Below are 25,382 nucleotides of genomic sequence, written 5' to 3'. Positions count from 1 at the left end.
TATTGTTTTGATAGCTTAGACGGCATTCAGGCGGGCGGAGGCCCACAGCACCTGGTCGACCACGGCACGCACGCGCTCGCGGTGGGCCGGTTGCACCAGGGCACCGACCTCGTCGAAAGCCGTGCTGGCCTGGCCCAGGGCAAAGGCCTTGGGCGCGAGCCAGCATTCCAGGTTGATCAGCAGCGGTGCCAGGTGGCTTTGCGAGCGCAGGCCACCCAGGCCGCCGTTAGAGGCGCTGAGCATGCCCACCACCTTGCCGCGGAAGGGTTTGGTGCCGTCCTGCCATTCCGGGTTGCCGCCCACGGGGCTCGATGCCCAGTCGATGGTGTTCTTGAGCAGGGCCGTGTAGCTGCCGTTGTACTCGGGCGAGCAAATGATCCAGGCGGGGTGCTCCCACAGTATCTGCTTGAGCCGCACCACGTCGGGCGGCGTGCCCTGGGCTTCGAGGTCGGCGTTGTACATGGGGATGTCGAAGTCCGACAGCTCCAGCAGCGTGACCTCGGCACCCGCATCGCGGGCAATGGCGGCCGTGGCCTGGGCCAGGCGCCGGTTGAACGATTGCTGGCGCGTGCTGCCGGCGAAGACGAGGAGCGAGTTCTTGTGCATGGCTGGATTGGAGCACAGGGCAAGGGCAGGATTCCTGCAAGCGCGGGGCTATCCACCTGGCGAGCCGTCCGCGCGCGGCGGCGCCAGCCGCCACACCAGCGTGGCCAGGGCCGCCACGAAGGCCGCCAGGCTGAGCAGGGCGCGCCAGAGGTTGGCCGCGTTCCAGCGCGCGCGCACCTGGGCCCAGTCGGCAGGCAGCACCTGCGGGTTCCAGGCCTCGGTGGTCGCATTGAGCGGCAGGTTCACCTGCTGCGTGAAGAAGACGATGCCCAGCAGATAGGCCAGCAGCACGGCGGCCAGCGCGGGCCACCAGGCTTCGCGGCGCCGAGCCGAGCCGGTGACCAGGGCCAGAGCACACCAGACGGGCGGGCCGAAGAACAGCGCAAAGAACAGGCTGTGGCGCACGTTGCGGTTCAGGGCCGACTGCACGGTGGCGTAGGTCGCGCCATCCATCTGCAACATGGCCAGGTTCACATTGCCGCTGTAGGTGCCGAAGAAACCGGCCATGAGGCCGAGCCAGACGACCGCCAGGAAGTGGGGAGCCACGGTGATGGCGGAGTGGAGGTGGGAAGGGTGGGTATGGGGAGGCATGGAGCCCACTGTGCACACGGCGATGGCTTGTCGCCTTAACTTTTGATAAGGCCCATCTCGCTGCGCACGCGCGAGAGCGTGACATCGGTGACACCGAGGTACGAGGCCAGGTGCCGCAGGGCGATGCGCGCGGGCCAGTCGGGGTGCTGGGCCAGCAGCCGGGCATAGCGCTCGCGCGCCCCCAGTTGCAGGAACTCCTGCTCGCGCTGCATCTTGCCGTCGAGCAGGGCGCACAGAACCCGGTGCTCGAGTGCTGCCCAGGGCGCCCAGCCATCGCTGGGGGCGGCCACGCCCGGTTCGGGCATGGGCAGTGCCCACACCCGGCTGTCCTCCAAGGGTTCCACGTGGAACATTGCTGGCTGTTGTCGCAGGCTGGGCGTGATCGGCCAGAACAGCGCGCCGTCGAGAAAGAAGTTCTTGTTGGCTTCCGCTCCGTCTCGGTCCACGAGGTACAGGCGCAGGGCGCCGCGCTCCACCCACCACAGGTGGTGCCACGGTTCTCCAGCGCGCAGCAGGGGCTGGCCCTTGTCGAAGTCGACAGGCCGGGAACTCGCCCACCACGCTGCCACCGGTACGGGCGGATCGCCCACCAGTCGGGTGAGAAAGTGGGTCAGAGGGCTGTGGGCAGACACGGTGGGCGCAAAGTGGGAAAATCCCGGGTTGCCCGCCGGGGCAGGGTGCAGGTTTGCACCCCTGCGCCCGGGCGGGGCCGGTATGCACGGCAGGCCCAGGCGGGGCCCGCCTCCATGCGTCGTACCGGGATTTTTGATTATCGGGCCCCACAGGCCCCGGAGCGCTCCCATGTTGTACCCCCAGGAATTTGATGTGATCGTCGTCGGCGGTGGCCATGCCGGCACCGAGGCCGCGCTGGCGGCCGCCCGCATGGGCAGCAAGACGCTGCTGCTCACGCACAACATCGAGACGCTGGGGCAGATGAGCTGCAACCCCAGCATCGGTGGCATCGGCAAGGGCCACCTGGTCAAGGAGGTCGATGCCCTGGGCGGCGCTATGGCACTGGCCACGGACGAGGGCGGTATCCAGTTCCGTATCCTCAACAGCTCCAAGGGCCCGGCTGTGCGTGCCACCCGCGCGCAGGCCGACCGCATTCTGTACAAGGCCGCCATCCGCCGCATGCTGGAGAACCAGCCCAACCTGTGGCTGTTCCAGCAGGCGGTGGACGACCTGATGATGGAGGGCGACCGGGTGGTGGGCGCGGTCACGCAGGTGGGCATCCGCTTCCGTTCGCGCACGGTGGTGCTCACGGCAGGCACCTTCCTCGACGGCAAGATCCATGTGGGCCTGAACAACTATGCCGCCGGCCGGGCAGGGGACCCACCGGCCGTGTCGCTGTCGGCGCGCCTCAAGGAACTCAAGCTGCCCCAGGGGCGCCTGAAGACCGGTACGCCGCCGCGCCTGGATGGGCGCAGCATCGACTTTTCCAAGTGCGCGGAGCAGCCCGGCGACGGCATGCCGGGCGGCGTGAACGAGGGCACGGTGCCGGTGTTCAGCTTCATGGGCAATGCGGCTATGCACCCGCGCCAGATGCCGTGCTGGGTGACGCACACCAACGAGCGCACGCACGAGATCATCCGCAGCGGCTTTGACCGCAGCCCCATGTTCACCGGCAAGATCGAGGGCGTGGGCCCGCGTTACTGCCCGAGCGTGGAAGACAAGATCAACCGCTTTGCCGACAAAGACAGCCACCAGATCTTTCTGGAGCCCGAAGGCCTGACCACGCACGAGTTCTACCCCAACGGCATCAGCACCAGCCTGCCGTTCGACATCCAGTACCAACTGGTGCGCAGCATGCCGGGGCTGGAGAACGCGCACATCCTGCGCCCGGGCTATGCCATCGAGTACGACTACTTCGACCCGCGCTCGCTCAAGAGCAGCTTCGAGACCCGCCAGATCGAGGGCCTGTTCTTCGCAGGCCAGATCAACGGCACCACGGGCTACGAAGAGGCGGCGGCCCAGGGACTGTTCGCTGGCGTCAATGCGGCGTTGCAGTGCCGGGGCGATGCACCCTGGCTGCCGGGCCGCGACGAGGCTTACCTGGGCGTGCTGGTGGACGACCTGATCACCAAGGGGGTGAACGAGCCCTACCGCATGTTCACCAGCCGGGCCGAGTTCCGCCTGCAGCTGCGCGAGGACAATGCCGACCTGCGCCTGACTGAGATGGGCCGCAAGCTGGGCCTGGTAGACGATGCCCGCTGGGACGCTTTCAGCCGCAAGCGCGACGCTGTTTCACGTGAAACAGAACGCCTCAAGGCCACCTGGGTGAACCCACGCAGCTTGCCTGCAGCCGAATCCGAGCGGGTGCTGGGCAAGAGTATCGAGCACGAGTACAACCTGTTCGAGTTGTTGCGTCGACCCGATGTGGGCTACGCTGCACTGGTGGGCATGGACGGTGGCAAGTACGCATCCACCGAGGTTTCACGTGAAACACTGGGTTCGTTGGCGGAGCCGGTGATCGAGCAATTGGAGATTGCCGCCAAGTATTCCGGCTACATCGACCGCCAGAAGGACGAAGTGGAGCGTGCCGCCCACTACGAGAACCTCAAGCTGCCGGACGACCTGGACTACCTGCAGGTGTCGGCTCTCTCCATCGAGGCACGCCAGATCCTGACCCGCCACCGCCCCGAAACGCTGGGCCTGGCCTCGCGCATCTCGGGCATCACGCCTGCGACGATTTCGCTGCTCATGGTGCACCTCAAGAAGGGTGCCTTCCGTGGTATTGCTGGCGCACGTGCCCATGCAGAAACCACAGCGCACTGAGCGGCCCGTGGGCTTGGGAGACGGCAAGGGCAGGGTGGTGGCACGCGCGCGCCAGCGGGGCGACCTGTTGATGGTGCGCGCCATGGCCGTGGTGGCGGTACTGGTGCTGCTGCTGGCCATCCCCCTGTGGATGAAGCACGAGCGCGACAAACGTGCCGAGGCGCAAGCCGGCAAGGAAGGTGCGGTGCTGTCGGGCGGTGCCCCTGTTCCTGCTCGCCCGGCACAGGTGGTGGCTTCCGGGGCGGTGCCCACGGCTGCGGCGCCAGCGGCTGCCAACTCGGGTATCGGCCACGGTCTCACCTTTGCGGTGGTGGCGGACGATGCCATGGTGCCTGCCGAGATCGCCCGCCTGGGCTGTGCAGGGGAGCCCCGCGCGACGGACCGGCCCCTGAAGGACGACCACCCTTGTAACCACCAGCAGGGCGACACCTCGTGCCGCGTGGTACTGCCCGTGCTGTGCATCCAGCCTGGCACGGCCGCCAGACCTGCAGGGGCCGCAGATGCCATCTATGCCGGTTGGACCGGCGGCATGCTGGCACCCACCCAACCCGTCATGGGCGCGATCCTGACCTCCGCAGCCCTGGCTTCGGCCCGGTGCGAAAAGGAGTTGGGCAGCGGCTGGCGCATGGCCGATGTGCTGGATGGCCTGAACAGCGGCGGCCTGCAGGGCATGCGCACCACGAATACGACCCTGGGCCAAGGCACCCGCTACTGGGTGCAGACCAAGGACCAGCCAGCCAACTGCTGGAACAGCGCCGGCTCCTGATGGCAGGCGTGGCGCGGTGGTTCCACGTGAAACCACCGTGTGAAAGCGCCACTGCCCAGGGCACTGCCTACGAACAACGGATACCGAGAGATGGTCATGAACACCCCTTCCGCCACCACGGCGGCCTTCCGCCCCACGCTGCTGTCGGCCGCCGAGCAACTGGGCGTACAGCTCACCGATGCGCAGGCCGATGCCCTGCTGAGTTACCTGGACCTGATCCAGAAATGGACCAAGGTCTACAACCTCACGGCTGTGCGCGACCCCAAGGAGATGCTGACCCACCACCTGCTGGACAGCCTGGCGGCGGTGCCACCGCTGCGCCGCGCCCTCGCGCAGGCGGCCTTGCCGCCAGGGCAGGGTGCCCGCCTGCTCGACGTGGGTGCCGGTGCCGGCCTGCCGGGCGTGGTGATCGCCGTCTGCTGCCCTGAAGTGGATGTGAGCTGCGTGGACACGGTGGCCAAGAAGGCCGCCTTCATCCAGCAGGTGGCGGTATCGCTCAAGCTGCCCAACCTGCGTGGTGTGCATGCCCGGGTCGAGAGCCTGGACGGCCCCTTCGACGTGGTGACCAGCCGGGCCTTCGCCTCGCTGGTGGATTTCACCACCTGGTCGCGCCAGGCACTGGGCGCGCACAGCGTCTGGCTGGCCATGAAGGGCAAGCACCCCGCAGAGGAGATCGCCGCCTTGCCCGCCAGCGTGCAGGTGTTTCACGTGGAACCACTCGCCGTGCCGGGCCTGGAGGCCGAGCGTTGCATCGTCTGGATGCGCCCGGCGTGACCCGCTGTTGGTAAAAAGGGCGGGGCTGCGCGCACGGGTCGCGTAAACTCGCCGCTCGCTGGTCGTTTGTTGCAGCCGCAGTATTCGCCCGCTCGCGGCTCGTCTTTCCCTGGGGGTTCTCATGTTTGGCATTGCGGATTACGGCGCCTTCGTGGCCGCCATCGTGCTGTTCCTGGCGATCCCCGGCCCGGGCAATCTGGCCTTGATCACCTCCACCAGCAAGGGCGGTATCCGCGGCGGCCTGGCCGCCACCATGGGCGTGATCGCTGGCGACCAGGTGCTGATGTGGATGGCGGTGGCCGGCGTGGCTGCCCTGCTGTCCACCTACCCCACCGCCTTCCATGCCGTGCAGTGGCTCGGCGCCGCCTACCTGGCCTGGCTGGGTTTCAAGATGCTCACGGCCAAGCCCGGTGCCCAGCCCATCCTGAACATCGAGCCGCGCCACTACTTCAAGCAGGCTGCGCTGATCACCTTGCTCAACCCCAAGGCCATCGTGTTCTACATGGCGTTCTTCCCACTGTTCGTCGACCCGGCCCACCACCAGGGCCTGCTCACCTTCGGCGTGATGGCGGCCACCGTGGCGGCCCTGACCTTTGTCTACGGCCTCATTGCCGTGCTGCTCACCCACCATCTGGCAGAGCGCATGCGCGCCAACCCCACCATCGGCCGCGTGCTCGAAAAAGTCGCCGGCGTGTTCCTGATCGGCTTCGGCATCAAGCTGGCCATTTCGAAGTAAACAAGGCATCCACCCCATGGCCCAGATTTTTTGCATTGCGAACCAGAAGGGTGGCGTCGGCAAGACCACCACCACCGTCAACCTGGCGGCCGGCCTGGCGAAGATCGGCCAGCGCGTGCTGATGGTGGACCTGGACCCGCAGGGCAATGCCACCATGGGTTCGAACCTGGACAAGCGCAAGCTCGACCTCACGGTGTACGACGTGCTGCTCGAATCCGCCTCGGTGCGAGAGGCGGCGGTGCTCTCCGAGAAATGCGGCTACCACGTGCTGGGCGCCAACCGCGAACTGGCCGGTGCCGAGGTCGAGCTGGTGGCACTGGAGCATCGCGAAAAACGCCTCAAGGCCGCGCTGGCCGAAGTGGATGCGGACTACGACTTCGTGCTCATCGACTGCCCACCCTCGCTGTCCATGCTCACCTTGAACGGCCTGTGCTCGGCCCATGGCGTGGTCGTGCCCATGCAGTGCGAGTACTTCGCGCTCGAAGGCTTGACCGACCTGGTCAACACCATCAAGCAGGTGCATGCCAACCTCAATGCCGACCTGCAGATCATCGGCCTGCTGCGCGTGATGTTCGATCCGCGCATCACCCTGCAGCAACAGGTGAGCGAACAGCTCAAGGACCACTTCGGCGACAAGGTGTTCAACACCGTGATCCCGCGCAACGTGCGCTTGGCCGAGGCCCCGAGCTACGGCCTGCCCGGTGTGGTGTTCGACCCGCTGGCCAAGGGCAGCCAGGCCTTCATCGAGTTCGCACAAGAGATGGTCGAGCGTGTGCAGAGCATGAAGGCGCTGGGCAAGAAGCCCGCCGTTGTCTGATCGAACATCTATCGTTTGCTATCAAATTCATAGTATGAATTCGACCCCCGATACCGTCCTTGTGCTGCCCGGCTGGCAGAGCTCCGGCCCCGCCCACTGGCAAAGCCGCTGGGAGGCGCAGCATGGCTTTGCGCGCGTGGAGCAGCACGACTGGATGCGCCCGCTGCGCGGCGACTGGACGGCGCGGCTCGAAGAAACCGTCGTCGATGCCCCCGGCCCCGTGGTGCTGGTGGCGCACAGCCTGGGCTGCATCCTCACCGCCTGGTGGTCTGCGCACTCGTCCCACACGCACCGCGTGAAGGGTGCGCTGCTGGTGGCGCCGGGCGATGTGGAGCGGGAGGACATCGCAGGCTATCTGCCGGGTTGGTCGCCCATTGCGCGCCAGCCCCTGCCGTTCCCGGCCGTGCTGGTGGGCAGCCGCAACGACCCGTATTGCAGTTTCGAGCGTGCCCAGGGCATGGCCCAGACCTGGGGTGCGCGTTTCATCGACTACGGCGAGTGTGGCCACATCAATGCCGAGTCGGGTCTTGCGGACTGGCCCGAGGGCCAGGCCCTGCTGGCCGGGCTGCGGTCGTCCGCCATGCCGCTCTCCACGTCCTGATCCACCATGTCCAAAACCAATCTCCTGGAGACGGCCGGGTCGTTTCCCAAGGCCTGGTCGTCCCGCGTCATCGGTCGGGCCGCCAACGCCAACGTCAAGGTGTTGCGCATGGACTCGGGCGCCTACCCCGACGAGTCGCATGACTTCGACGAGGCCCTGCTGGTGCTCGACGGCTGCATGCGCCTGGATCTGCAAGGCCAGGTCACCGAGGTGCAGGCCGGCGAGGTCTTCATCGTGCCCGCTGGCGTGCCTCATGCCGTGGCGCCGGGCAGCCATGGCACGCTGGTGATCATTGACCAGTGATGTCCTGGTTCTCCAACACTTCGTCAGCACCCGGCCAGTCCTGGACCCAGCGGCTGGGCACGCGGGTGCGTTCCGAGCTGGGCGATATGCTGGAACTGCTGGCCGGTGCAGCAAGCCTGGTCGGAATTCCCCTGGCCGTGATTCTGGGCAAACTGTTCCTGGCGGCCGTATTGGCGGCGCTGGTGCTGGGTATAGGCCTGCGGTTTGCCCGGCGCCGCAGGCTGCCCGGCCACATGCGTGCTTCGGCCCCTCTCGACTCCCCCAAAAAATAAACTATCAATTCACCATGGTCACCAAAAAACCCAAGGGCCTCGGACGCGGCCTCGAAGCCCTGCTGGGCCCCAAGGTCAGCGAAGCCTCCGAGCAGGCCCAGGCGGCCGATGCCGGCCTGCCCAGCACGCTGATGCTGGCCGAGATGGTGCCCGGCATGTACCAGCCGCGCACGCGCATGGACGAGGGTGCGCTGTACGAGCTGGCCGAAAGCATCAAGGTGCAGGGCATCATGCAGCCCATCCTGGTGCGGCGCCTGGCCGATGGCGAGAACGCCGGCAAGTACGAAATCATTGCCGGCGAGCGGCGCTTCCGTGCCGCGCGGCTGGCCGGCCTGGACCGTGTGCCGGTGCTGGTGCGCGACGTGCCCAACGAGGCTGCGGCTGCGATGGCGCTGATCGAGAACATCCAGCGCGAAGACCTGAACCCGCTCGAAGAGGCCCATGGTCTGCAGCGCCTGGTCAAGGAGTTCGGCCTCACGCACGAGCTGGCCGCCCAGGCCGTGGGCCGCTCGCGCAGCGCTGCAAGCAACCTGCTGCGCCTGTTGAACCTGGCCGAGCCGGTGCAGACCATGCTCATGGCCGGCGACATCGACATGGGCCATGCGCGCGCGCTGCTGTCGCTGGACCGTGCGGCGCAGATCACGGCCGGCAACCAGATCGCAGCCAAGAAGCTCTCGGTGCGCGAGGCCGAGGCCCTGGTCAAGAAGATCGGCGCCGAGTTCAGCCTCATGCCGCAAAAGCCCAAGAAGGAAAAATCGCGCGACCTGCGGCGTGTGGAAGAAGAGCTGTCCGACCTGCTCATGGCCGAGGTCGAGGTGCGCGTGAAAAAGCGCGTGAAGCGCGCTGGGCGCGTGGAAGACATGGGTGAGCTGGCGATCCAGTTCGGCTCCATCGAAGAACTCAACGGCCTGATCGAGCGCCTGCGCGGCTAACAAAACTCTTCTGGCGTCGTTGCTGCGTCTGGCCAGAACCGCTTCGCTGAGTTTTGTTATCCGCTTTGGGCGGTGCCTGTTCAGGGCGCACGGAGCCCCCCGACACGGGGCCACGTGACAAAGTGCACACAATTGCGCCGCGAGGGCGTGCACAGGCGTGTTGCGGTGCGCCATGCCGGCCTACACTGCGCTCCATTCCATCCCGGCGCATGTGCACCGGGGGAATTCTGGAGAGCCCCATGTCCCGCGCACACCGCCCGTCGTTCCCCGCCGCCCTGGCTGCAGGAGGGTGCCTGCCGGGCGTGGCCATTTGCGCAATTTGCGCGCAGACTGTGCGCCTGGTCGTCTCCGGCACCGCTCGTTCCCTGCAAGGCCTTTTCGGCCTGTAATGCATATGCCACTGCGCCTGCTGCCCTGGCCCCTTCCCGCGATGCTGGCGTGGGCGGGAGCATGGCTGCTGTACCTCAGCCTGCAGCGCACCGTGCCGCCCGTGGCGGCGCTGGTGGCCGCCTGCCTGCTGGGCACCGCTGCGAGCCTGCTGGGTGCCAACTGGTGGCGCCGCGCGCTGATTGCGCTGGGCTTTCCGCTGTCGCTGGCGATCACCGGCCTGGCCAGCCTGCCGGCCTGGGCCTGGCTGGTGCCGCTGGCCCTGCTGCTGGCGGTCTATCCCCTCAATGCCTGGCGCGATGCGCCCATCTTCCCCACGCCGCGCCATGCGCTGCAGGCGCTGGCGGTACAGGTTTCGCTGGCGCCGGGCGCCCGGGTGCTCGATGCCGGCTGCGGCCTGGGCGATGGCCTCATCGCGCTGCGTCACGCCTATCCCGATGCACGCATGGATGGCCTGGAATGGAGCTGGCCACTGCGCCTGGCCTGCGCGCTGCGCTGCCCCTGGGCCAAGGTGCGCCGTGGCGACATGTGGCAGGCCGACTGGAGCGGCTACCAGATGGTCTACCTGTTCCAGCGCCCCGAGAGCATGGCGCGCGCCGCAGCCAAGGCCCAGGCCGAGTTGGCGCCCGGCTCCTGGCTGGTGAGCCTGGAGTTCGCCGTGCCCGGCCTGCTGCCCCGTGCCCAGCTGCGTGCACCGGGCGGGCGGGTGGTGTGGATCTACCGCCTGCCCTTGCTGGCAGACAAGGGGGGCTGAAATGCACCGCTACAACTGTTTTCCTCAGACCTTGCCGGTTACAGAAAAGATACATCCTTTTGCTACATTGCTCCCTGGCTTCAGAGCACACAAGAACCAAGAAATTCACAGCCACAAGGGGCTTGCAGCCGCAACCGCGAGGACCAGCGCCAGGAGGGGGCGCGAGGTTCTGCACAGCTTTCCTTGTCCGGTCGACCACCTCCATCGCATTCAGCATGCCGCGTTCGGCACCCCCATGGGTGTCTGCCGCCGCGTTGCTGTGGCGGGGGCGCGTCGCCGGGGTTTTCTGGTGAACACCCGAATCATTTGCAAGGAGTATTCATGACCATTCGACCCCAATTGCGTCCCCGCCTTCTGTGGGTGCTGGCGCTGAGCGCCGCCCTCACGGGCTGCGCGACGATGCAGAGCCATGACAAGCTCGCCAGCGACGTGCAGGGCGCCGGCCGCAGCGGTGGCATTCCCGCCGCCATCGCGCAGCTCGAATCCACGGCCAAGACCGAGGACGAGAAAACCGCGCTGCTCTTCAACATGGAGCGTGGCGAGCTGCTGCGCATGGACCGCCGCTACGCGGACAGCACGAACGCCTTCCTGCTGGCCGACGTGAAGGTCAAGGAGTGGGAAGACACGGCCAAGAGCAACCCGCAAAAGCTCATGGGCACCGTGGGCGCAGCGCTGATCAGCGAGCGCCTGAAGGCCTACGAGGGCCAGGACTACGAGAAGGTCTGGCTGACCACGCGCCTGGCGCTCAACCGCGTGGCCGTGGGCGACGTGGAGAACGCCCGCGTGGACATCAAGCGCACCCATGAGCGCGAAGCCATCATTGCCGAGTTCCGCTCCAAGGAAACCCTTGCGGCCGAGCAGGAAGCCAAGTCCAAGGGCGCCACCTCGGGCGGCAAGGAGCTCAACGGCTACCCCGTCGAGACCTTCAACGACCCCGAAGTGCTGGCCCTGAAGAACGGCTACCAGAACGCCCTGAGCCATTACCTGGCCGGCTTCCTCTACGAGATGCTCAATGAGCCGGGCCTGGCCGCGCCAGGCTACCGCAAGGCCATCGAGCTCAAGCCCGAGACCGGCGTGCTCGAAGAAGGCCTGCGCGGCCTGGACAGCCGCACCAGCTTCACCTGGAAGCGCCGCCAGCGCATGACCGACGTGCTGTTCGTGGTCGAGGCCGGCGACGCCCCCGCGCGCAAGCCCCGCGCCTTCACCCTGCCGGTGCCCGTGGGCAGCCGCTGGACCACGGTGAGCGTTTCCTACCCCGTGATCGAGCCTTCGCGCGACGCGCCGCTGACCAACCTGTCGGCCGCCGGCACGGACTTCAAGCTCGAAAAAGTGGTTGACGTGAACGTGATGGCACGCCGCGCCCTGAAGGACGAAATGCCCGGCATGGTGCTGCGCGGCTTCACGCGCGCCGTCGCCAAGGGCGTGCTGCAGGACCAGCTGCAAAAGAAGGGCGGCCTGCTGGGCGGCATCGTGGGTGCCGTGGCTGCCTCGGCCACCGAACAGGCCGACGACCGCATGTGGCGCATGCTGCCCGGCCGTGTCTACGTGGCCCGCGGCTACCTGCCACCCGGTGAGCACACCATCACCATCAACGGCCGCGCACTGCCGCAGCCCGTGAAGGTCGACGGCCAGTACGCCCTGGTGCCCCTGCGCCTGTACGAGAACAGCGTGCTCATGGGCGACGTGGCCTCGGTCGGCCAGCTGGCCGCAACGGCCTCCACTGCCGCCGTGGCACCAGCGGCCGTCGAAGTGCCGGCATCGTCCACCAAGACGATCTCCACGACGACGACCACCCGGACAACCACCACCACCAACCGCACGCGGCCTGCGGCCAAGCCCGCGGCAGCGCCCGTGACCCCGGCCAAGAACTGAACCGAAGACCGTTTTCCAAGGAGCCTTACCCATGACTATCCGCACCCACCTGACCGCCATCGGCGTCGCCGTGATGGCACTGACCGGCGCTGCGGCCCACGCCCAGCTGCACGACCCTGCGACCCCCATCGCCGTGGCCTCCAAGGTGGCGTTGCGCGGCGAAGCCAACAGCATCGCCGTGCGCGAGATGCGCATCGTGCGCACCAACGAGATCCTGGTGGTGCAGGCCGACATGGCCAACATGGGCCGCACCGACCGCACCGTGTTCTACCGCTTCAAGTGGCTGGACCAGGTGGGCAACCAGGTGGGTGACGGAGAGTCGTGGAAGCAGATGAGTGTGCTCGGCCTGGGCCAGCAGACCGTCAAGAGCGTAGCCCCCACCAGCGCCGCAGTTGACCTGCGCCTGGAAATGAACGTAGAACCGCGCTGAACCCCGCAGCGCCGACCGGAGAAAACACCATGCAACGCAACAGCAGCATCCAGCGCACCGCGCTCGTCCTGGCCTTCGCGGCCAGCACCCTGGCCCTCTCGGCCTGCCAGAACCTGTCCTCGCCCACCGTGCGCTTTGACCGCCAGGTCAACTACGGCGACGCCAAGGCCGTGGAACTGGTGACCAACGAGTTTGGCTCCACCGACCTGCAGATGATCGCCGAGAAGATGACCGGCGGCTTGCTCGAAACGGGCATCTTCCAGGGCCGCCCCACGGTGACCATCTCCACCGTGAAGAACAAGACCAGCGAGTACATCGACACCACCAACGTCATGAACTCGATCCAGACCGCGCTGGTCAAGTCCGGCAAGGTGCGCTTCGTGCGCTCCATCAACGAGATGCAGCAGGGCGTGGACGAGCTGCAGCGCCAGAACCAGAGCGGCCTGTACAAGCAGGGCACCACCGCCAAGGTCGGCCAGATGACGGCCGCCAAGTACAGCATGGAAGGCGAGCTGACCAGTATCGTCAAGCAGAGCAACTCCACCAAGGACGTGTACTACAAGTTCACGCTCAAGCTGTTCGACGTGCAGGAAGGCACCGTGGAATGGCAGGACGAAAAAGAGATCCGCAAGACCAGCAAGCGCTGATCGACCACGGCACTGAAAGGACTTCACCATGCAACGCAGAACCACCCTCGCGGCCGCACTGTCCGTGCTCGCCCTGACCTTTGGCGCCAGCGCCCATGCCCAGAACGCGGCGCCCAAGATCGCCGTGACCGACCTGGCCTATGCCCAGCAGGTCTCGGAATACTTCGTGGCCGGCGCCTACCAGCGCAGCGCCCAGATGAGCGCCGGCGGCAGCGCCAGCCACGGCATGTACGGCGGCTCGGGCAGCCACTCCATGCAGGCCTCCGAGCAGGCCAGCGGCACCTTCGTGGCCGGCCGCTACAGCTACATCGAGCAGCGCGAGCTCGGCGGCTACACCAACGACATCAAGGGCGCGCTGCTGCAGGGCACCTACTTCCGCCTGGTGCAGGGCAAGGGCTTTGATGCCGGCAAGCCGCAGAACAGCAAGGCCGAGCAGGTGCTCAACCAGGTGCAGACCGGCAAGATGGCCGCGCCCCAGGCGCAGAACCAGGTGGCCAACGTGGTCGCCCGCATCAAGAAGGGCGAGTTCGCCGGTGCCGACTACGTGCTCTTTGGCGTGGTCTCCAGCATCAACTTCACCGACGCGCTCTCGCCCCTGCAGGGCACGAGCAGCGCCACGCGCCAGTATGGCCTGCAGCTCCTGGCCGACTTCTCGCTGATCAACACCCGCACCTACGAGATCAAGGCCGCCTTCTCCGCACAGGGCGAGGGCAACGACACCAAGATCCTGTCCAACCGCGGCGACATCGCCCCGCCCAACCGGGCCAAGGTGATCAGCGAGACCTCGCGCAGCCTGGCGCAGAGCGTGTACGAACAGCTGGCCGGCCAGCTGGGCTACACCGATGCCCACCTGGCGCGCGGCGTGCGCCCACCACCACCGCCCGTGGTCTACCAGGGCGGCGGCCAGCCCATGCCCGTGCCCCAGCAGCCCGACCAGGTGCTGATCCTCAAGTGAGCTCGGCAGGTCCCTTGCAGCCATGACGGGCGGCATGCGTCCTACCCTGAAGGCCAGCCTCGCGCTGGCCTTTTTCGTGGCCGGCTGCGCCGCGCAGCCGGGGCCGCAGGCAGCGGATTCCACTGCTTTCGCCCCCTACCCGTTGCCCGGGGCGGGAGAAGCCCGCGTGCAGGCCCTGCATCGGCCCGCGCGCACCGCGCCGCTGCGCTACCGTGTGATCGTGGTGCCGGGCTCGGGCTGCGCCGGCATGGGGCCGCTGGCCGACCGCTACTTTGCCGGCCTGCTGCATGCCGAGGTACTGGTGCTGCACAAGCCCGGCGTGGCGCCCGGTGCGCGCACGGCGGCGGGGGCCTGCGCTGCTGATTTCGTGCAGGCCGACCGCCTCTCGGCCTGGCGCGACCATGCCAGCGCCGCGCTGCGCGCCGATGCGCGGCAGCGCCAGGCGCAGGGCCTGCCCGTGCTGCCCCAGGTGTTGGTCGGCATCTCCGAAGGCGCCGAGCTGCTGCCCGCGCTCGCACCCGAGGTGCCCGGGTTGGCGGGCCTGGTTCTGCTGTCCGCGAGCGGGCTCGACCCGCGCGACGCGGGCGCCCTGCAGGCGCAGCGTCTGGGTGTCTCGGCTGACTGGGAGGCCTTGGGCCGCCTGCAGGCCGGCGGCCTGCCCGGCAGCACGATTGCGCAGGGCCGCAGCCTGGGTTACTGGCGCGACCTGTGGCACTGGCCGCTGGCCCGGCCCCTGCACGAGGGCCCCTGGCCCGTGCTGCAGGTATGGGGCGGTGCCGATGCGCTGGTGCCGCCGGCCGCTTTCGAGCAAGGTGCTCGGCTGGCTGTGGGCCGTACGGCGCCCTGGTGTGTGCGGGAAATTCCGGGTGCCGACCATGGGCTGCAGAGCCCGGGCCGCGACGGCGTGCAGCAGCTGTGGGCCTGGCTCGAGCAGTGGGCGCGCGACCCGCAACAGGGCCTGTGCGCCCCCCTGTCGCGCTGACGGAATCTCAGGGAACTGTGTAGATCAGCTGGAACTTGCCGTTGCTCAGCATGTCGGCGAGGTTGGTGCCGTAGCCCAGGAAGAACTGCGTGCCGCGCAGGCCGCTCACGTTGACCAGCTCCAGGATGGGCACGGTCTGGGCAGCGGCCAGCGTGCCCTGCCATGCGGGTGCCGGCGTCGAGGCACCGTTGAAGAGCGTCCAGCCCTGCGGCGACAGCACCGCCAGGCCCACGCCCGGCACGGCGGCCACCACATAGACCACGCCGCCCTGGCCCACGTCGCCCGATGCGGGCTGCACGCGCCCGGTCAGCCGAAGCGACTGCACCGTGCCTTCGGTCGTGCCTGAAAAGCTGGCTGGTGTGGTGGGCCCGGTGCCCGCTGCGGGCGGTACGCGCCCGCTGTCGGCGCTGAAGCCCGCGCGCGCGGCGATGGGCGACAGGTCCACCGCCTCGAAGGCCGTGTGCGGCACGGTCTGCACCTGGGAGATGGTCGCGTCCTGCCACAGCCGGCTCGGGTCGCCCGTGATGTACATGTCCGAGCCGCCGTCGGCGATGTACATGCCATAGCGCTTGAGCGCGTTGAGGATGGCCTTGGCCTGCGCCGTGTAGTTCTCGGGCACCGGGTAGTCGGCGCGCAGGCGGAACAGCTGGCCCATGGGCGGCTTGGCGGCCGAGGCATCGCCATTGCGCGTGAGGTGGCGCGCCGGCCAGGTGTAGCTTGTGCGGATCTTGCTGCTCTGGATGGTGAAGCGCAGCGCGTGCTGGATCTCGCCGGTGCTGGCCTCCTCGGCGCGCAGCAGCAGCGGGAAGATCGGAAAGCCCGCCGCGTCCGACGAGGTCCAGCCCGCAGGCCGCAGCGCGTTCGAGCGCAGGTCGAAGGCCGCGCTGCTGTAGATGTCCCAGCCGCCATCGGGCCGGGCATAGCTCAGGTAGCTCTCCCACAGCGTGCAGGTGTCGGTGTCCACGCTGAGGATGTGGTGGTCGTTGTAGACCGCCTTGTTGCTGCTGATGCCGCCTTCCACCTTGGGCTGCAGCGGGAAGGGCAGGCGCGCGGGGCTGGTCAGGCCCGTGCAGGGCCGCGCCAGGCTGCCATCGGCGCGCGCGCAGTCGCTCTCATCGGGGGCTCCGTCGGCATCGAAGTAGACCGCGGGCCAGGTGATCTGGCTGCCGCGCACCACGTTGTACGGAATGCCCCAGTACTCGCTGCTGGCCATGTCCTCGCTCCGGCCCAGGTCCAGGTGCAGGCGCCGGCTGCCGGCGCTGATGGTCTGCAAAAAGGCCGCCGACTGCGGGTGCACCGGCAACTGGTCGATGCGCGTGTTGAACACATGGTCGGCCGGCAGCACGGGGCAGGGCCCCACGGTGGGCGCGGCCACGGCGGCGCTGGCGAGCAGTGCCAGCGAGGCCAGCAGGGCGAGGGTGGGGCGGGGCATGGTGCGTGTCTCCTGGGATCTCGCATGGATGCTGCCACGCCTGGTTTCCTGCCGCTCGCCCTCAGTTGTAACCGCTGGCAACCGGGCGGAACGGGCTCAGCGGGGGCGGTACATCTTGAACAGTTGCTCCGGGCCCACCGTGAAATAGTCGGCCGGCCCCCCCGCGCGCAGGATGTGGCCCGCGGCGGCCGTGTCGTAGATACCGTCCTTGAGCAGCGCCTTGTCGATGTGGATGGCCACCACCTCGCCCAGCACCAGCCAGGTGGGCACCTGGGCGCCATCGAGACCCTGCAGCTGCAGGATTTGCGTGCGCCGGCATTCGAAGGCCACCGGGCTTTCGGCCACGCGCGGCGGCGCCACCAGGGTGCTGGCCTGCGGCGTCAGTTTGGCCAGCTCGAATTCACTGACCTCGGGCGGCACCGCCGCGCAGCTCTGGTTCATGGCCTCGGCCAGACTGCGGGTGGCCAGGTTCCAGACGAACTCACCCGTCTCCTCGACATTGCGCACCGTGTCCTTGTAGCCGATACTGGCAAAGCCCACGATGGGCGGCACGTAGTTGAAGGCGTTGAAGAAGCTGTAGGGCGCCAGGTTCAGCGCGCCTGCGCCGCTTTGCGTCGATATCCAGCCGATGGGGCGCGGCCCGACGATGGCGTTGAACGGGTCGTGCGGCAGGCCATGGCCGTTGCGCGGCTCGTAGCTGTGGATGGAAGAGGGGGCGGGTGTGGCCATGGGGCAGGGCAGAGTGGGAGGGGCGGAACCGCCACCATACGTGAAGCGCGCCGGGTGTGCACGGCCGGGGTTGATGGCGGGCAGGGCGCAAAGCCGGCCCTGCGGCGGGGGCTCCCCAGAAAAATTGAGAGTAATTCGCATTTTCAACGGCGGCCGGCCCGCCTCTTGATCGACTGTCGTCCCTTCGCGCCGTGCTGGACGGCTATTACCGGGAGCTGCTGAACTACTTCGCCCGCACCGCGCGCGTGCCCACGCTGGAGCGCTCGGGCCGTGCCATTGCCCAGCCCCGGGGCACTGCTGTACTGGGCCAAGAAATGCAACGTTCCCAGGGGCACCAACAGCGTCACCTGGAGCCGGGCACTCCCGCAGAATCGCGCAGCCGCAGCGTGGGCGCGAGCCGCACGGTCTGGCGACGCGCGCCGGGGTCGGCAATGCGCCGGGCCAACAGGCGGACAGCCCGCGTGCCGAGTTCCTCCACCGGCTGCGCCATGACCGTCAGGCGTGGAGAAAAGACGTCAGCCCAGTCAAAGTCGTCAAAGCCAACCAGCGAAATGTCGTCGGGAACGCTCAGCCCCGCAGAGCGCAAGGCCTGCATGGAGCCAATCGTCATCAGGTTGTTGCCGGTCATCAAGGCGGTGGGGCGCTGGTCCAGCGACAGCAGGTGATGGACTGCAGCGCAGGCCGGCCCGGACCGCGACTCGCCGCTGCGGACCAGGGCCGGGTCAAAGTCGATGCCTGCCGCCGCCAGCGCACGGCAATAGCCTTCAAGCCGCTCCGTCGTCGTGGACAGCCCTGGTGCACCCGACACCAATGCAATGCGCCTGTGGCCCAGCCCGATGAGGTGCGCCACCAGGGTCTGGGCCGCATCGCGGCTCTCCACGCCGATCTGATCGAAGGTGGTCCCCACAAACCGGTCGACCAGGACGGTGGGCACACCCTTGTCGCGCAGGTAGTCGAGTGCACGGTGCTGCGGCTCGGCGCAGGGCGCAATCACGATGCCGTCGACACGCCTCTCATGCAAGGCCTGCACCACCTTCAACTCGTAGTCCGCATTCTCGTGGGTGTCGGCCAGCAGCATCATCAGGCCCCTTTTTGCGCACTCTGCCTCGATGGCGCGCACCACGGCGGCAAAGTAGTGGTTCGACAACACCGAAATGGCGACCCCGACCGTCCTGGTCGGCGCACCTGCCAGGGCACGCGCCAGGTGGTTCGGCGAGTAGCCGACCCGGTCGATCGCGTCCAGCACGGCCCGCTCGGTATCGGGGTGCACCTTGCGCGTCTTGTTGATGACGTGCGAGACCGTTGAAGTCGATACCCCTGCGGCCGCCGCGACGGTTTCCATCGTGATCATCATTTCTCCGTTGAGCTCCAACTTCCATCGCCCGTGCTGCCACGCTGTGCTGTGGTGGACAGGCCAGAGGCTTCTTCATCGTATCGCACCCATTCCGGTATTTCTGCACTGAATTGCCGCTGTCCTACTCCATGCACAGGGGCAGCAGAAGGCCGTGACAAACAGATACCGGAAGCCTGCGGATGCTATGGATTTCCCTAGGTAGCAAGCGCTTGCGCAAGCGCTTGCGCATTACGATAATCGCACACAGCAGGTGTACAGGCAAGGGCCTGCGCATCGCTGAATTGGCACCCGACCACATCCTGGAGACATCCGATGAACTTGAAGCACGCCACCCTGATCGCAACCCTGCTGGCCTCCTCCGGCACGGCGATGGCCGATACGCCGGTCATCGGGCTGATCACCAAGACCGAGACCAACCCCTTCTTCGTGAAGATGAAGGAAGGTGCCGCCGAGGTCGCCAAGGCCAAGGGAGCCAAACTGCTGAGCGGCGCCGGCAAGGCCGATGGCGACAACGCCGGCCAGATCACCGCGATGGAGAACATGATTGGCGCAGGTGCCAAGACCATACTCATCACGCCCAACGACTCCAAGGCCATCCTGCCCGCGATCAAGAAGGCGCGCGACAAAGGGGTGATGGTCATCGCGCTGGACAGCCCGACCGACCCTGCCGACGGCACCGACGCGCTCTTCGCCACCGACAACTACAAGGCTGGCGTGCTGATTGGCCAGTACGCCAAAGCCGCCCTCGCCGCCAGTGCGCAGGGCAAGCCGGTGAAGATCGCAACGCTCGATCTTCTGCCTGGCCATCCGGTCGGTGCGCAGCGGCACAACGGGTTCCTGCAGGGCTTCGGCCTGGCCAGCTACGACGCGAAGAACAACGAGCTGGCCAAGCCCGCAGAGGTGGTGTGCATGGCAGACAGCTTCGGTGACCGCAGCAAGGCCCAGACAGCGATGGAGAACTGCCTGCAGAAGAACCCCGACATCAACCTGGTCTACACCATCAACGAGCCGGCAGCCGCTGGCGCATTCAATGCGCTGCAGAAGGCCGGCAAGGAAAAGGGCGTGATGATCGTCTCTGTGGACGGCGGATGCGACGGCATCAGGGATGTGGCGGCAGGCAAGATCGCCGCCACCTCGCAGCAGTACCCCTTGAAAATGGCGGCCATGGGGGTGGAGGCCGGCATCGAGTACGCCAAGAGCGGCAAGAAAGTCAGCGGCTACACCGACACCGGCGTAACCTTGATCGCCGGCAAAGCCGTTGCGGGCGTCGACAGCAAGGACGTGAAGACCGGCGCCGAACTCTGCTGGGGCAAGAAGTAGCCATTTGCGCACCAGGCGGCTGCGCGGGGCCGGGTCCCGCCGCGGCGCCTGGCATGCTTGGGCAACACCGCGCCTGTCGGCGCTGCTGCAGCGTTCGGGTTGATGAGAGGCGCCGTGTGCCTGCCTTCAGCCCCCCATCCAGAGGATCATCACGTTGAAAGACAAACTGCCCCCCCTCGGCCAGCTCGGGCCCTTCATCGCGTTGTTGATTGCCTGCACCATCTTCGGCGCCACCACCGACCGCTTTCTCAGTGCGGACAACTTTTCGCTGATCCTGCAGCAGGTCATGGTCGTCGGTGTCATCGCCATTGGCCAGACTCTGATCATCCTGACCGCCGGCATCGACCTGTCGTGCGGCATGATCATGGCGCTGGGCAGCATCGTGATGACCAAGGTGGCCGCCGATTTCGGGCTGCCGCCGTTTCTCGCGGTGCTCGCCGGCATTGCCGTGACGACCTTGTTCGCCCTGCTAAACGGCCTGCTCGTCACGCGCCTGAAGCTGCCGCCGTTCATCGTCACGCTGGGCGTCTTCAACATCGCCTTTGCGATCACGCAGCTGTATTCGGGGGCGCAGACGGTCACCGAGGTGCCGGGGGCCATGACCTGGCTGGGCAGTACCTTCGCCATCGGTGGCACCAACATTGCGCATGGCACGGTGTTGATGGTGCTGCTGTACCTGGGCGTATGGTTCTGGCTGCGCGAAACCGCGTCGGGCCGGCATGTCTACGCGGTGGGCAACAACCCGGAGGCGACGCGGCTGGTCGGCATCCCGCCCGAGCGCATCATCCTGGGCGTGTATGCCCTGTCCGGGGTGTTCTATGGCATCGCCTCGCTGCTGGCCGTGGCCCGCACCGGCGTGGGCGATCCGAACGCCGGGCAGACCGAGGCGCTGGATGCCATCACCGCCGTCGTGCTGGGCGGCACCAGCCTGTTCGGCGGCCGTGGTGTGGTGCTCGGTTCGCTGATCGGGGCCGTGGTGGTGGGGGTGCTGCGCAATGGCCTGACGCTGATGGGGGTGTCGTCGGTGTACCAGATGCTGATCACCGGCATCCTCGTGATCCTGGCGGTCACGGTCGATCAACTGTCGCGCAAAGGAGGCCGCTGATGGCCGCGCAACCCCCCATCGTCATGCGGGCCACGGGCCTGGTCAAGCGCTACGGCCAGGTCACGGCCCTGGACGGCGCCGACTTCGAGCTGCGTGCCGGCGAAATCCTCGCCCTGATCGGCGACAACGGTGCTGGCAAGTCCTCCCTGATCAAATGCCTGTCGGGCGCGACCATCCCCGATGCCGGCGTGATCGAGCTCGACGGCAAGCCGGTGCAGTTCAAGGGCCCAGTCGATGCGCGTCGCGAAGGCATCGAAACCGTGTACCAGGACCTGGCCGTTGCTCCCGCGATGACGATTGCCGAGAACCTCTTCCTGGGCCGCGAACTGCGCCGCAAGGGTTTCCTGGGCAATGTGCTGCGCATGCTCGACAAGAAGCGGATGCTCGAAGAAAGCATTGCGCGCATGAATGACCTGAAGGTCGGCATCCGCTCGATGACGCAGGCCGTCGAAACATTGTCCGGCGGGCAGCGGCAATGCGTGGCTGTGGCGCGCGCAGCGGCATTTGCCGAGCATGTGGTGATCCTCGACGAGCCGACGGCAGCGCTGGGCGTCAAGGAGGGCAACATGGTGCTGGAGCTGATCCGCCGCGTGCGCGACAGGGGCCTGGCGGTGGTGCTGATCTCGCACAACATGCCCCATGTTTTCGAGATCGCCGACCGCATCCACGTCGCGCGCCTGGGCAAGCGCGGTGCCGTGCTCGACCCCAAGGCGGTGACCATGAGCGACACGGTCTCGGTCATGACCGGTGCATTGCCTGCGGAAAAAATCCCGGCCGAATGGCGGGCCTGAAGAGTCCATGAACGCATGACGACCCGCACACTTCCCTCTGTTCCGCCCTGCCACCTGGCGCGCGTGCGTGAACTCCTGCAGGACGGCCAACGCAAGCTGCTCGGGCTGGTCGGGCCACCAGGCGCCGGAAAATCCCTGCTGGCCATGGCCTTGCAGCAGGCTTTCGCCGATGTGTCGCAGGTGGTTCCCATGGATGGCTACCACCTGGCCAATGTGGAACTTCAACGGCTGGGCCGTGCGGATCGCAAAGGGGCTCCCGACACCTTCGACAGCGCAGGCTATGCCGCCATGCTGCGGCGCCTGCGGGCGCAGCAGCCCGGCGAAGTCGTCTATGCACCGGAGTTCCGGCGCGAGATCGAAGAGCCCATCGCAGGCGCCATCGCCGTGGAGCCGCAGACCCGGCTCGTCATTACCGAAGGCAACTACCTGATGCTAGACAGCGGCCATTGGGCAGGCGTTGCCGGGCTGCTGGACGAAGTCTGGTACGTCGATGTCGACGACGGCCTGCGCACCCGCCGCCTGACCCAGCGCCACGAGGAGTACGGCCGTAGCCGCGAGGATGCGCTGGCATGGGTCAGCCGCACCGATGAGCCCAACGCGCGCCTGATCGAGACCACCAGGCCCCGCGCCCACATGCTGTTCCGCTGGGATGACTGATACGGATTCGCCTTCAACCGTCTAACGTCGTTGGTTCGGCTTGCCGTGCTACAGCACTGTCTGCGCCTTCCCGCCTAGTTACACGGTCGAATGCAAATCCGTATGACGCCTGGGACCGGCGTCGCCCTCAAGCCTGCATGGTGAAGGGCGGTGCCATCGCGCGCGCCTGCGCCACCAGCCAAGCGCAGAACACATCGAGCCGCGGGTGCGCGGCCCCGCTGCGCCGCAGCGCCAGGTAGTCGTAGCCCGACACGGCGAATCCCAGCGGCGCCACCAGCCGGCCGGCCTGCACGTCGTCCATCACCAGGTGCCAGGGCGCGACGGCGATGCCCAGGCCTCGCACTGCCGCCTCCAGCGTGAAGTAGTAGTGCTCGTACACCGGGCCCTGGGCGGTGGCCGCGGCGGGCAGCGCCGTGCCCGACGATGCTGCCCACATTGCCCAGGCGTTGCGCCGCGTGCGCGTGTGCAGCAGGGGCTGGCCGGCCAGGTCGGCAGGCGTGCGCGGCATGCCGGTGCGCGCGGCCAGCGCCGGGGCCAGCACCGGCCCCAGGCGCTCGGCGAACAGGGGCAGGGTGGTGGCGCCATCGCGTGGCGTGCCCGCGTCCTCGGCGGTGATGAGCAGGTCGCAGCCCTCGCGCGCCGCATCGGTGCCCGTGTCGGTGGTGCGCAGCCGCACCTCGATGCCGGGGTGCTGCGCGTGGAAGTCGAACAGCCGCGGGATCAGCCACTTGACGGTGAAGGTGCTGAAGCAGGCCACGTCCAGCGGGCCGTGGTGGGCGTCGCCCAGGGCGCGCACCGTGTCCTCGATCTGCTGGAAGGCGTGGGTCAGCACCGGCTGCAGCGTGCGCGCCGCGGCCGTCAGCGTGGGGCGGGCCTTGGTCCCGTCGAACAGCGCCAGGCCCAGGTGGTCTTCGAGCTGGCGCACCTGGCGGCTGATAGCGCCGGGCGATACCGACAGCTCATCGGCCGCGGCCGTCATGCGGCCCAGGCGGGCAGCGGCTTCGAAGGCGCGCAGGGCAGCGAGCGGGGGCAGGCGGTGTTTCATGGCTATGTGATGCAGATGCACATAGGGCCGGAGCATAAATCGCTTTTCTACCAGGGCGTCAACCGCAAGAATTTGGGTTCTTCCGGCGCACGATCCCACCGTGCTGCGGGCCCATTTTGACTGCCAGGAACATACAGCATGCCCTTCATCCACACCCATCTGCCCGAAGCCACCCCCGCTGCGGAACGCGAGGCCATCGTCCAGGCCATCCACCAGGCGTTGGTCGAGGGCATCGGCATGCCCGAGGACGAGCTGTTCAACATGGTCACCGGCTATGCGCCGGGGCAGTTCGCCTTCAGCCGCAGCTTCAACGGCGTGGCCCGGTCGGACGCGGTGGTCGTCGTCGAGATCACCCTGCGGCGCGGGCGCAGCGATGCGATGAAGCGGGCACTGTATGCTGCGATTGCCAGCAACCTGCAGGAGATGGCGCACGTGGCCCCGGCCGACGTGTTCATCTTCATGCACGAGAACGACTATTCCGACTGGTCCGTGGCACACGGGCGCTTTGCCATGGCGCTGGTGCAGCAGGTGGGAGCGCCGGGTTGAACACACAGACAAAGGGTTTTTTTGGACACGACAAACTACCGCTGGCTGGTCATCGCGTCCGTGGTGCTTCCCATATTGGCCGAGGTCACCGAGCGGCTCCTGCTGCCTGAACTGGTGCCCCTGGGCTTGAGGGATGCTTTCCAAAGCTACCAGGAGGAAGACCAGGAGCCGGCCATCACGCCGGCGCTGGTGTCGGGGATGCTGGCGGCCGTGGTCGCCACGCTGGCCAGCATCTACGGCCTGCTGCGGTTTCGCCCCTGGGCGCCTGGCTTCGCGCTGTGGTCGGGCCTGGCGATGTGTGTCCTGCTGGTGTTCGGTGGGCCCACGGTGCAGTCGGGCTTGGCCAACGGATCCTTTGCGTTGGGAAGTGCCCTGTGGGGCGCTGTGATCGCCGTGCCGTACTGTGCGCCGGACATCCGGGCGGCTTTCTGGCCCGAGGGGCTGGCTGCCAAGCGATAGGCAGGCAGTGGCGCTGGCCAGTGCGCCGAACCTACTTCTTGCTCAGCTCCCGGAGTTCCTTCTCCAGCGCATCCACGTTGGCCTGCAACTCGCGCGAGCGCAGCTCGCAGGCGGCCGCCGCGGCCTGCATTTCGGACGCGATGGCCTGCTCGGACGTCGCCACGACGGCGTTGGTGCGTGCCTGGGTACGGCGGGCAGCCCGGTCGCGCTGCTCGGCCGCGCAGCGCTGCTGGTGGGCCTGGAGTGCGCCGCGCGCTTCGCGGATCAGGCGCTGCTCCAGGTCGGTCTTGCGGCGCCAGGTCTCGCCGAAGGCGCCTTCCTTGCGTGGGGCCGGTGGCGTGGCGGCAGCCGGTGCGGCAGGGGCGGATGCGGCACCTGCAGCGGGCGCCGCTGCCGATGCACCCGAGGCCGGGCTGGCCGCAGGGGCTGCGGCGCCGGCAGCGGGCGCGGCGGTGCCTATGCCGCTGCTCGACAGCCGCACCTCGACCTTCTCGCCCTTGCCGCTGCCCGCGCAAGGCGCGTCCTGGAAGGACACCTTGCCATCCGGCCCTGTGCACTTGTTGATGGCCCAGACCGGGGCCGCCAGCGCCAGACAGGCGGTGGCAATGAACAGCTGTCGAACCATGCTTCCCTCTCCCCCGAAACCTTGTGTTGCAGGTTGCCAGTATCGCCGCACCGGGCTTGCTCAATCGCTCCTGCTGCTTGAGCGGTTGCAGAAAGTAACCTGGCGGTTGCCGCGAACGC

General features: G+C 67.5%; 29 protein-coding genes. 21 read left to right on the top strand and 8 right to left on the bottom strand.

All coding sequences use genetic code 11. The features are described 5' to 3' along the window. Nucleotides 1-15: 15 nt before the first annotated feature. The 3 genes from QYL93_RS14100 to QYL93_RS14090 form a co-directional block, all read right to left on the bottom strand. Nucleotides 16-606, bottom strand: coding sequence for an NADPH-dependent FMN reductase (locus QYL93_RS14100; protein ID WP_305744214.1), 591 nt, complete (start codon nucleotides 604-606; stop codon nucleotides 16-18). A gap of 48 nt (nucleotides 607-654) precedes the next feature. Continuing rightward, on the bottom strand, nucleotides 655-1,152 hold the full coding sequence (locus QYL93_RS14095; protein WP_305744213.1) for a DUF1772 domain-containing protein: 498 nt from the start codon (nucleotides 1,150-1,152) through the stop codon (nucleotides 655-657). A gap of 80 nt (nucleotides 1,153-1,232) precedes the next feature. Then, a complete protein-coding gene (locus QYL93_RS14090; RefSeq protein ID WP_305744212.1) occupies nucleotides 1,233-1,829 on the bottom strand; it encodes a Crp/Fnr family transcriptional regulator in 597 nt (198 codons plus the stop codon). A 169-nt stretch (nucleotides 1,830-1,998) separates the two neighbouring features. Between QYL93_RS14090 and mnmG the strand changes: the two genes are divergently transcribed. From mnmG to QYL93_RS14015, 15 genes are all read left to right on the top strand, one after another. Continuing rightward, a complete protein-coding gene (gene mnmG, locus QYL93_RS14085; protein WP_305744211.1) occupies nucleotides 1,999-3,972 on the top strand; it encodes a tRNA uridine-5-carboxymethylaminomethyl(34) synthesis enzyme MnmG in 1,974 nt (657 codons plus the stop codon). Next, nucleotides 3,950-4,738 carry a hypothetical protein gene (locus tag QYL93_RS14080; RefSeq protein ID WP_305744210.1) on the top strand — a complete coding sequence of 263 codons (789 nt, stop codon included), beginning with the start codon at nucleotides 3,950-3,952 and terminating at the stop codon, nucleotides 4,736-4,738. The genes mnmG and QYL93_RS14080 overlap by 23 nt, the downstream gene beginning before the upstream one ends. Nucleotides 4,739-4,834: 96 nt before the next feature. Continuing rightward, nucleotides 4,835-5,512: a 16S rRNA (guanine(527)-N(7))-methyltransferase RsmG gene (rsmG, locus tag QYL93_RS14075; RefSeq protein WP_305744209.1), complete on the top strand. Its 678-nt coding sequence runs from the start codon at nucleotides 4,835-4,837 to the stop codon at nucleotides 5,510-5,512. 121 nt (nucleotides 5,513-5,633) lie between these two features. Then, nucleotides 5,634-6,248, top strand: a complete 615-nt coding sequence (locus QYL93_RS14070) for a LysE family transporter (protein ID WP_305744208.1) — start codon at nucleotides 5,634-5,636, stop codon at nucleotides 6,246-6,248. Nucleotides 6,249-6,264: 16 nt separating this feature from the next. Next, on the top strand, nucleotides 6,265-7,065 hold the full coding sequence (locus QYL93_RS14065) for a ParA family protein (protein WP_057200392.1): 801 nt from the start codon (nucleotides 6,265-6,267) through the stop codon (nucleotides 7,063-7,065). A gap of 34 nt (nucleotides 7,066-7,099) precedes the next feature. After that, the gene (locus tag QYL93_RS14060; RefSeq protein WP_305744207.1) at nucleotides 7,100-7,666 is read left to right on the top strand and encodes an alpha/beta hydrolase; all 567 of its coding nucleotides are present in this window, start codon (nucleotides 7,100-7,102) and stop codon (nucleotides 7,664-7,666) included. A gap of 6 nt (nucleotides 7,667-7,672) precedes the next feature. Then, a complete protein-coding gene (locus QYL93_RS14055; RefSeq protein ID WP_305744206.1) occupies nucleotides 7,673-7,969 on the top strand; it encodes a cupin domain-containing protein in 297 nt (98 codons plus the stop codon). Beyond that, on the top strand, nucleotides 7,969-8,241 hold the full coding sequence (locus tag QYL93_RS14050) for a hypothetical protein (RefSeq protein WP_305744205.1): 273 nt from the start codon (nucleotides 7,969-7,971) through the stop codon (nucleotides 8,239-8,241). The genes QYL93_RS14055 and QYL93_RS14050 overlap by 1 nt, the downstream gene beginning before the upstream one ends. Nucleotides 8,242-8,255: 14 nt before the next feature. Next, complete coding sequence (locus QYL93_RS14045) at nucleotides 8,256-9,173, top strand: ParB/RepB/Spo0J family partition protein (RefSeq protein ID WP_305744204.1); 918 nt, start codon at nucleotides 8,256-8,258, stop codon at nucleotides 9,171-9,173. Nucleotides 9,174-9,561: 388 nt separating this feature from the next. Continuing rightward, the gene (locus tag QYL93_RS14040) at nucleotides 9,562-10,314 is read left to right on the top strand and encodes a class I SAM-dependent methyltransferase (protein ID WP_305744203.1); all 753 of its coding nucleotides are present in this window, start codon (nucleotides 9,562-9,564) and stop codon (nucleotides 10,312-10,314) included. A gap of 321 nt (nucleotides 10,315-10,635) precedes the next feature. After that, nucleotides 10,636-12,186, top strand: a complete 1,551-nt coding sequence (locus QYL93_RS14035; protein ID WP_305744202.1) for a COG3014 family protein — start codon at nucleotides 10,636-10,638, stop codon at nucleotides 12,184-12,186. Between the two features lie 31 nt (nucleotides 12,187-12,217). Further along, complete coding sequence (locus QYL93_RS14030) at nucleotides 12,218-12,616, top strand: YcfL family protein (RefSeq protein ID WP_057200387.1); 399 nt, start codon at nucleotides 12,218-12,220, stop codon at nucleotides 12,614-12,616. A 29-nt stretch (nucleotides 12,617-12,645) separates the two neighbouring features. Further along, nucleotides 12,646-13,263 (top strand): penicillin-binding protein activator LpoB, encoded by a 618-nt coding sequence (lpoB, locus tag QYL93_RS14025; RefSeq protein WP_305744201.1) that lies wholly within the window; start codon nucleotides 12,646-12,648, stop codon nucleotides 13,261-13,263. Between the two features lie 28 nt (nucleotides 13,264-13,291). Beyond that, nucleotides 13,292-14,218 (top strand): hypothetical protein, encoded by a 927-nt coding sequence (locus tag QYL93_RS14020; RefSeq protein WP_305744200.1) that lies wholly within the window; start codon nucleotides 13,292-13,294, stop codon nucleotides 14,216-14,218. A gap of 34 nt (nucleotides 14,219-14,252) precedes the next feature. Next, complete coding sequence (locus QYL93_RS14015) at nucleotides 14,253-15,200, top strand: alpha/beta hydrolase (RefSeq protein ID WP_305744199.1); 948 nt, start codon at nucleotides 14,253-14,255, stop codon at nucleotides 15,198-15,200. A 7-nt stretch (nucleotides 15,201-15,207) separates the two neighbouring features. Here QYL93_RS14015 and QYL93_RS14010 read toward each other — a convergent pair whose 3' ends face one another. The 3 genes from QYL93_RS14010 to QYL93_RS14000 form a co-directional block, all read right to left on the bottom strand. Further along, a complete protein-coding gene (locus QYL93_RS14010; protein ID WP_305744198.1) occupies nucleotides 15,208-16,632 on the bottom strand; it encodes a hypothetical protein in 1,425 nt (474 codons plus the stop codon). Nucleotides 16,633-16,728: 96 nt separating this feature from the next. Beyond that, entirely contained in the window at nucleotides 16,729-17,361 is a 633-nt protein-coding gene (locus QYL93_RS14005; protein ID WP_305744197.1) for a flavin reductase family protein, read from the bottom strand. Between the two features lie 343 nt (nucleotides 17,362-17,704). Beyond that, nucleotides 17,705-18,712, bottom strand: coding sequence for a LacI family DNA-binding transcriptional regulator (locus tag QYL93_RS14000; RefSeq protein ID WP_305744196.1), 1,008 nt, complete (start codon nucleotides 18,710-18,712; stop codon nucleotides 17,705-17,707). A gap of 315 nt (nucleotides 18,713-19,027) precedes the next feature. Between QYL93_RS14000 and QYL93_RS13995 the strand changes: the two genes are divergently transcribed. From QYL93_RS13995 to QYL93_RS13980, 4 genes are all read left to right on the top strand, one after another. Then, complete coding sequence (locus QYL93_RS13995) at nucleotides 19,028-20,035, top strand: sugar ABC transporter substrate-binding protein (RefSeq protein ID WP_305744195.1); 1,008 nt, start codon at nucleotides 19,028-19,030, stop codon at nucleotides 20,033-20,035. Between the two features lie 145 nt (nucleotides 20,036-20,180). Further along, nucleotides 20,181-21,140 (top strand): ABC transporter permease, encoded by a 960-nt coding sequence (locus tag QYL93_RS13990; RefSeq protein WP_305744319.1) that lies wholly within the window; start codon nucleotides 20,181-20,183, stop codon nucleotides 21,138-21,140. Further along, nucleotides 21,140-21,931, top strand: coding sequence for an ATP-binding cassette domain-containing protein (locus tag QYL93_RS13985; RefSeq protein WP_305744194.1), 792 nt, complete (start codon nucleotides 21,140-21,142; stop codon nucleotides 21,929-21,931). The genes QYL93_RS13990 and QYL93_RS13985 overlap by 1 nt, the downstream gene beginning before the upstream one ends. Before the next feature lie 15 nt (nucleotides 21,932-21,946). Continuing rightward, the gene (locus tag QYL93_RS13980; RefSeq protein ID WP_305744193.1) at nucleotides 21,947-22,588 is read left to right on the top strand and encodes a nucleoside/nucleotide kinase family protein; all 642 of its coding nucleotides are present in this window, start codon (nucleotides 21,947-21,949) and stop codon (nucleotides 22,586-22,588) included. A 127-nt stretch (nucleotides 22,589-22,715) separates the two neighbouring features. Here the strand turns inward: QYL93_RS13980 and QYL93_RS13975 are convergent, their stop codons facing one another. Further along, nucleotides 22,716-23,633 (bottom strand): LysR substrate-binding domain-containing protein, encoded by a 918-nt coding sequence (locus QYL93_RS13975; RefSeq protein WP_305744192.1) that lies wholly within the window; start codon nucleotides 23,631-23,633, stop codon nucleotides 22,716-22,718. A 138-nt stretch (nucleotides 23,634-23,771) separates the two neighbouring features. On the opposite strand from QYL93_RS13975, the gene QYL93_RS13970 reads away from it, so the two are divergent. Then, entirely contained in the window at nucleotides 23,772-24,179 is a 408-nt protein-coding gene (locus QYL93_RS13970) for a tautomerase family protein (RefSeq protein WP_305744191.1), read from the top strand. 21 nt (nucleotides 24,180-24,200) lie between these two features. Further along, nucleotides 24,201-24,638 carry a hypothetical protein gene (locus QYL93_RS13965; protein WP_305744190.1) on the top strand — a complete coding sequence of 146 codons (438 nt, stop codon included), beginning with the start codon at nucleotides 24,201-24,203 and terminating at the stop codon, nucleotides 24,636-24,638. 31 nt (nucleotides 24,639-24,669) lie between these two features. Here the strand turns inward: QYL93_RS13965 and QYL93_RS13960 are convergent, their stop codons facing one another. Next, a complete protein-coding gene (locus QYL93_RS13960; RefSeq protein WP_305744189.1) occupies nucleotides 24,670-25,263 on the bottom strand; it encodes a hypothetical protein in 594 nt (197 codons plus the stop codon). Nucleotides 25,264-25,382: the final 119 nt, after the last annotated feature.

It is taken from the genome of Acidovorax sp. A1169, assembly GCF_030704685.1.
Lineage (GTDB): Bacteria > Pseudomonadota > Gammaproteobacteria > Burkholderiales > Burkholderiaceae_C > Acidovorax.
This window is presented reverse-complemented; position numbering and strand designations above follow the sequence as displayed.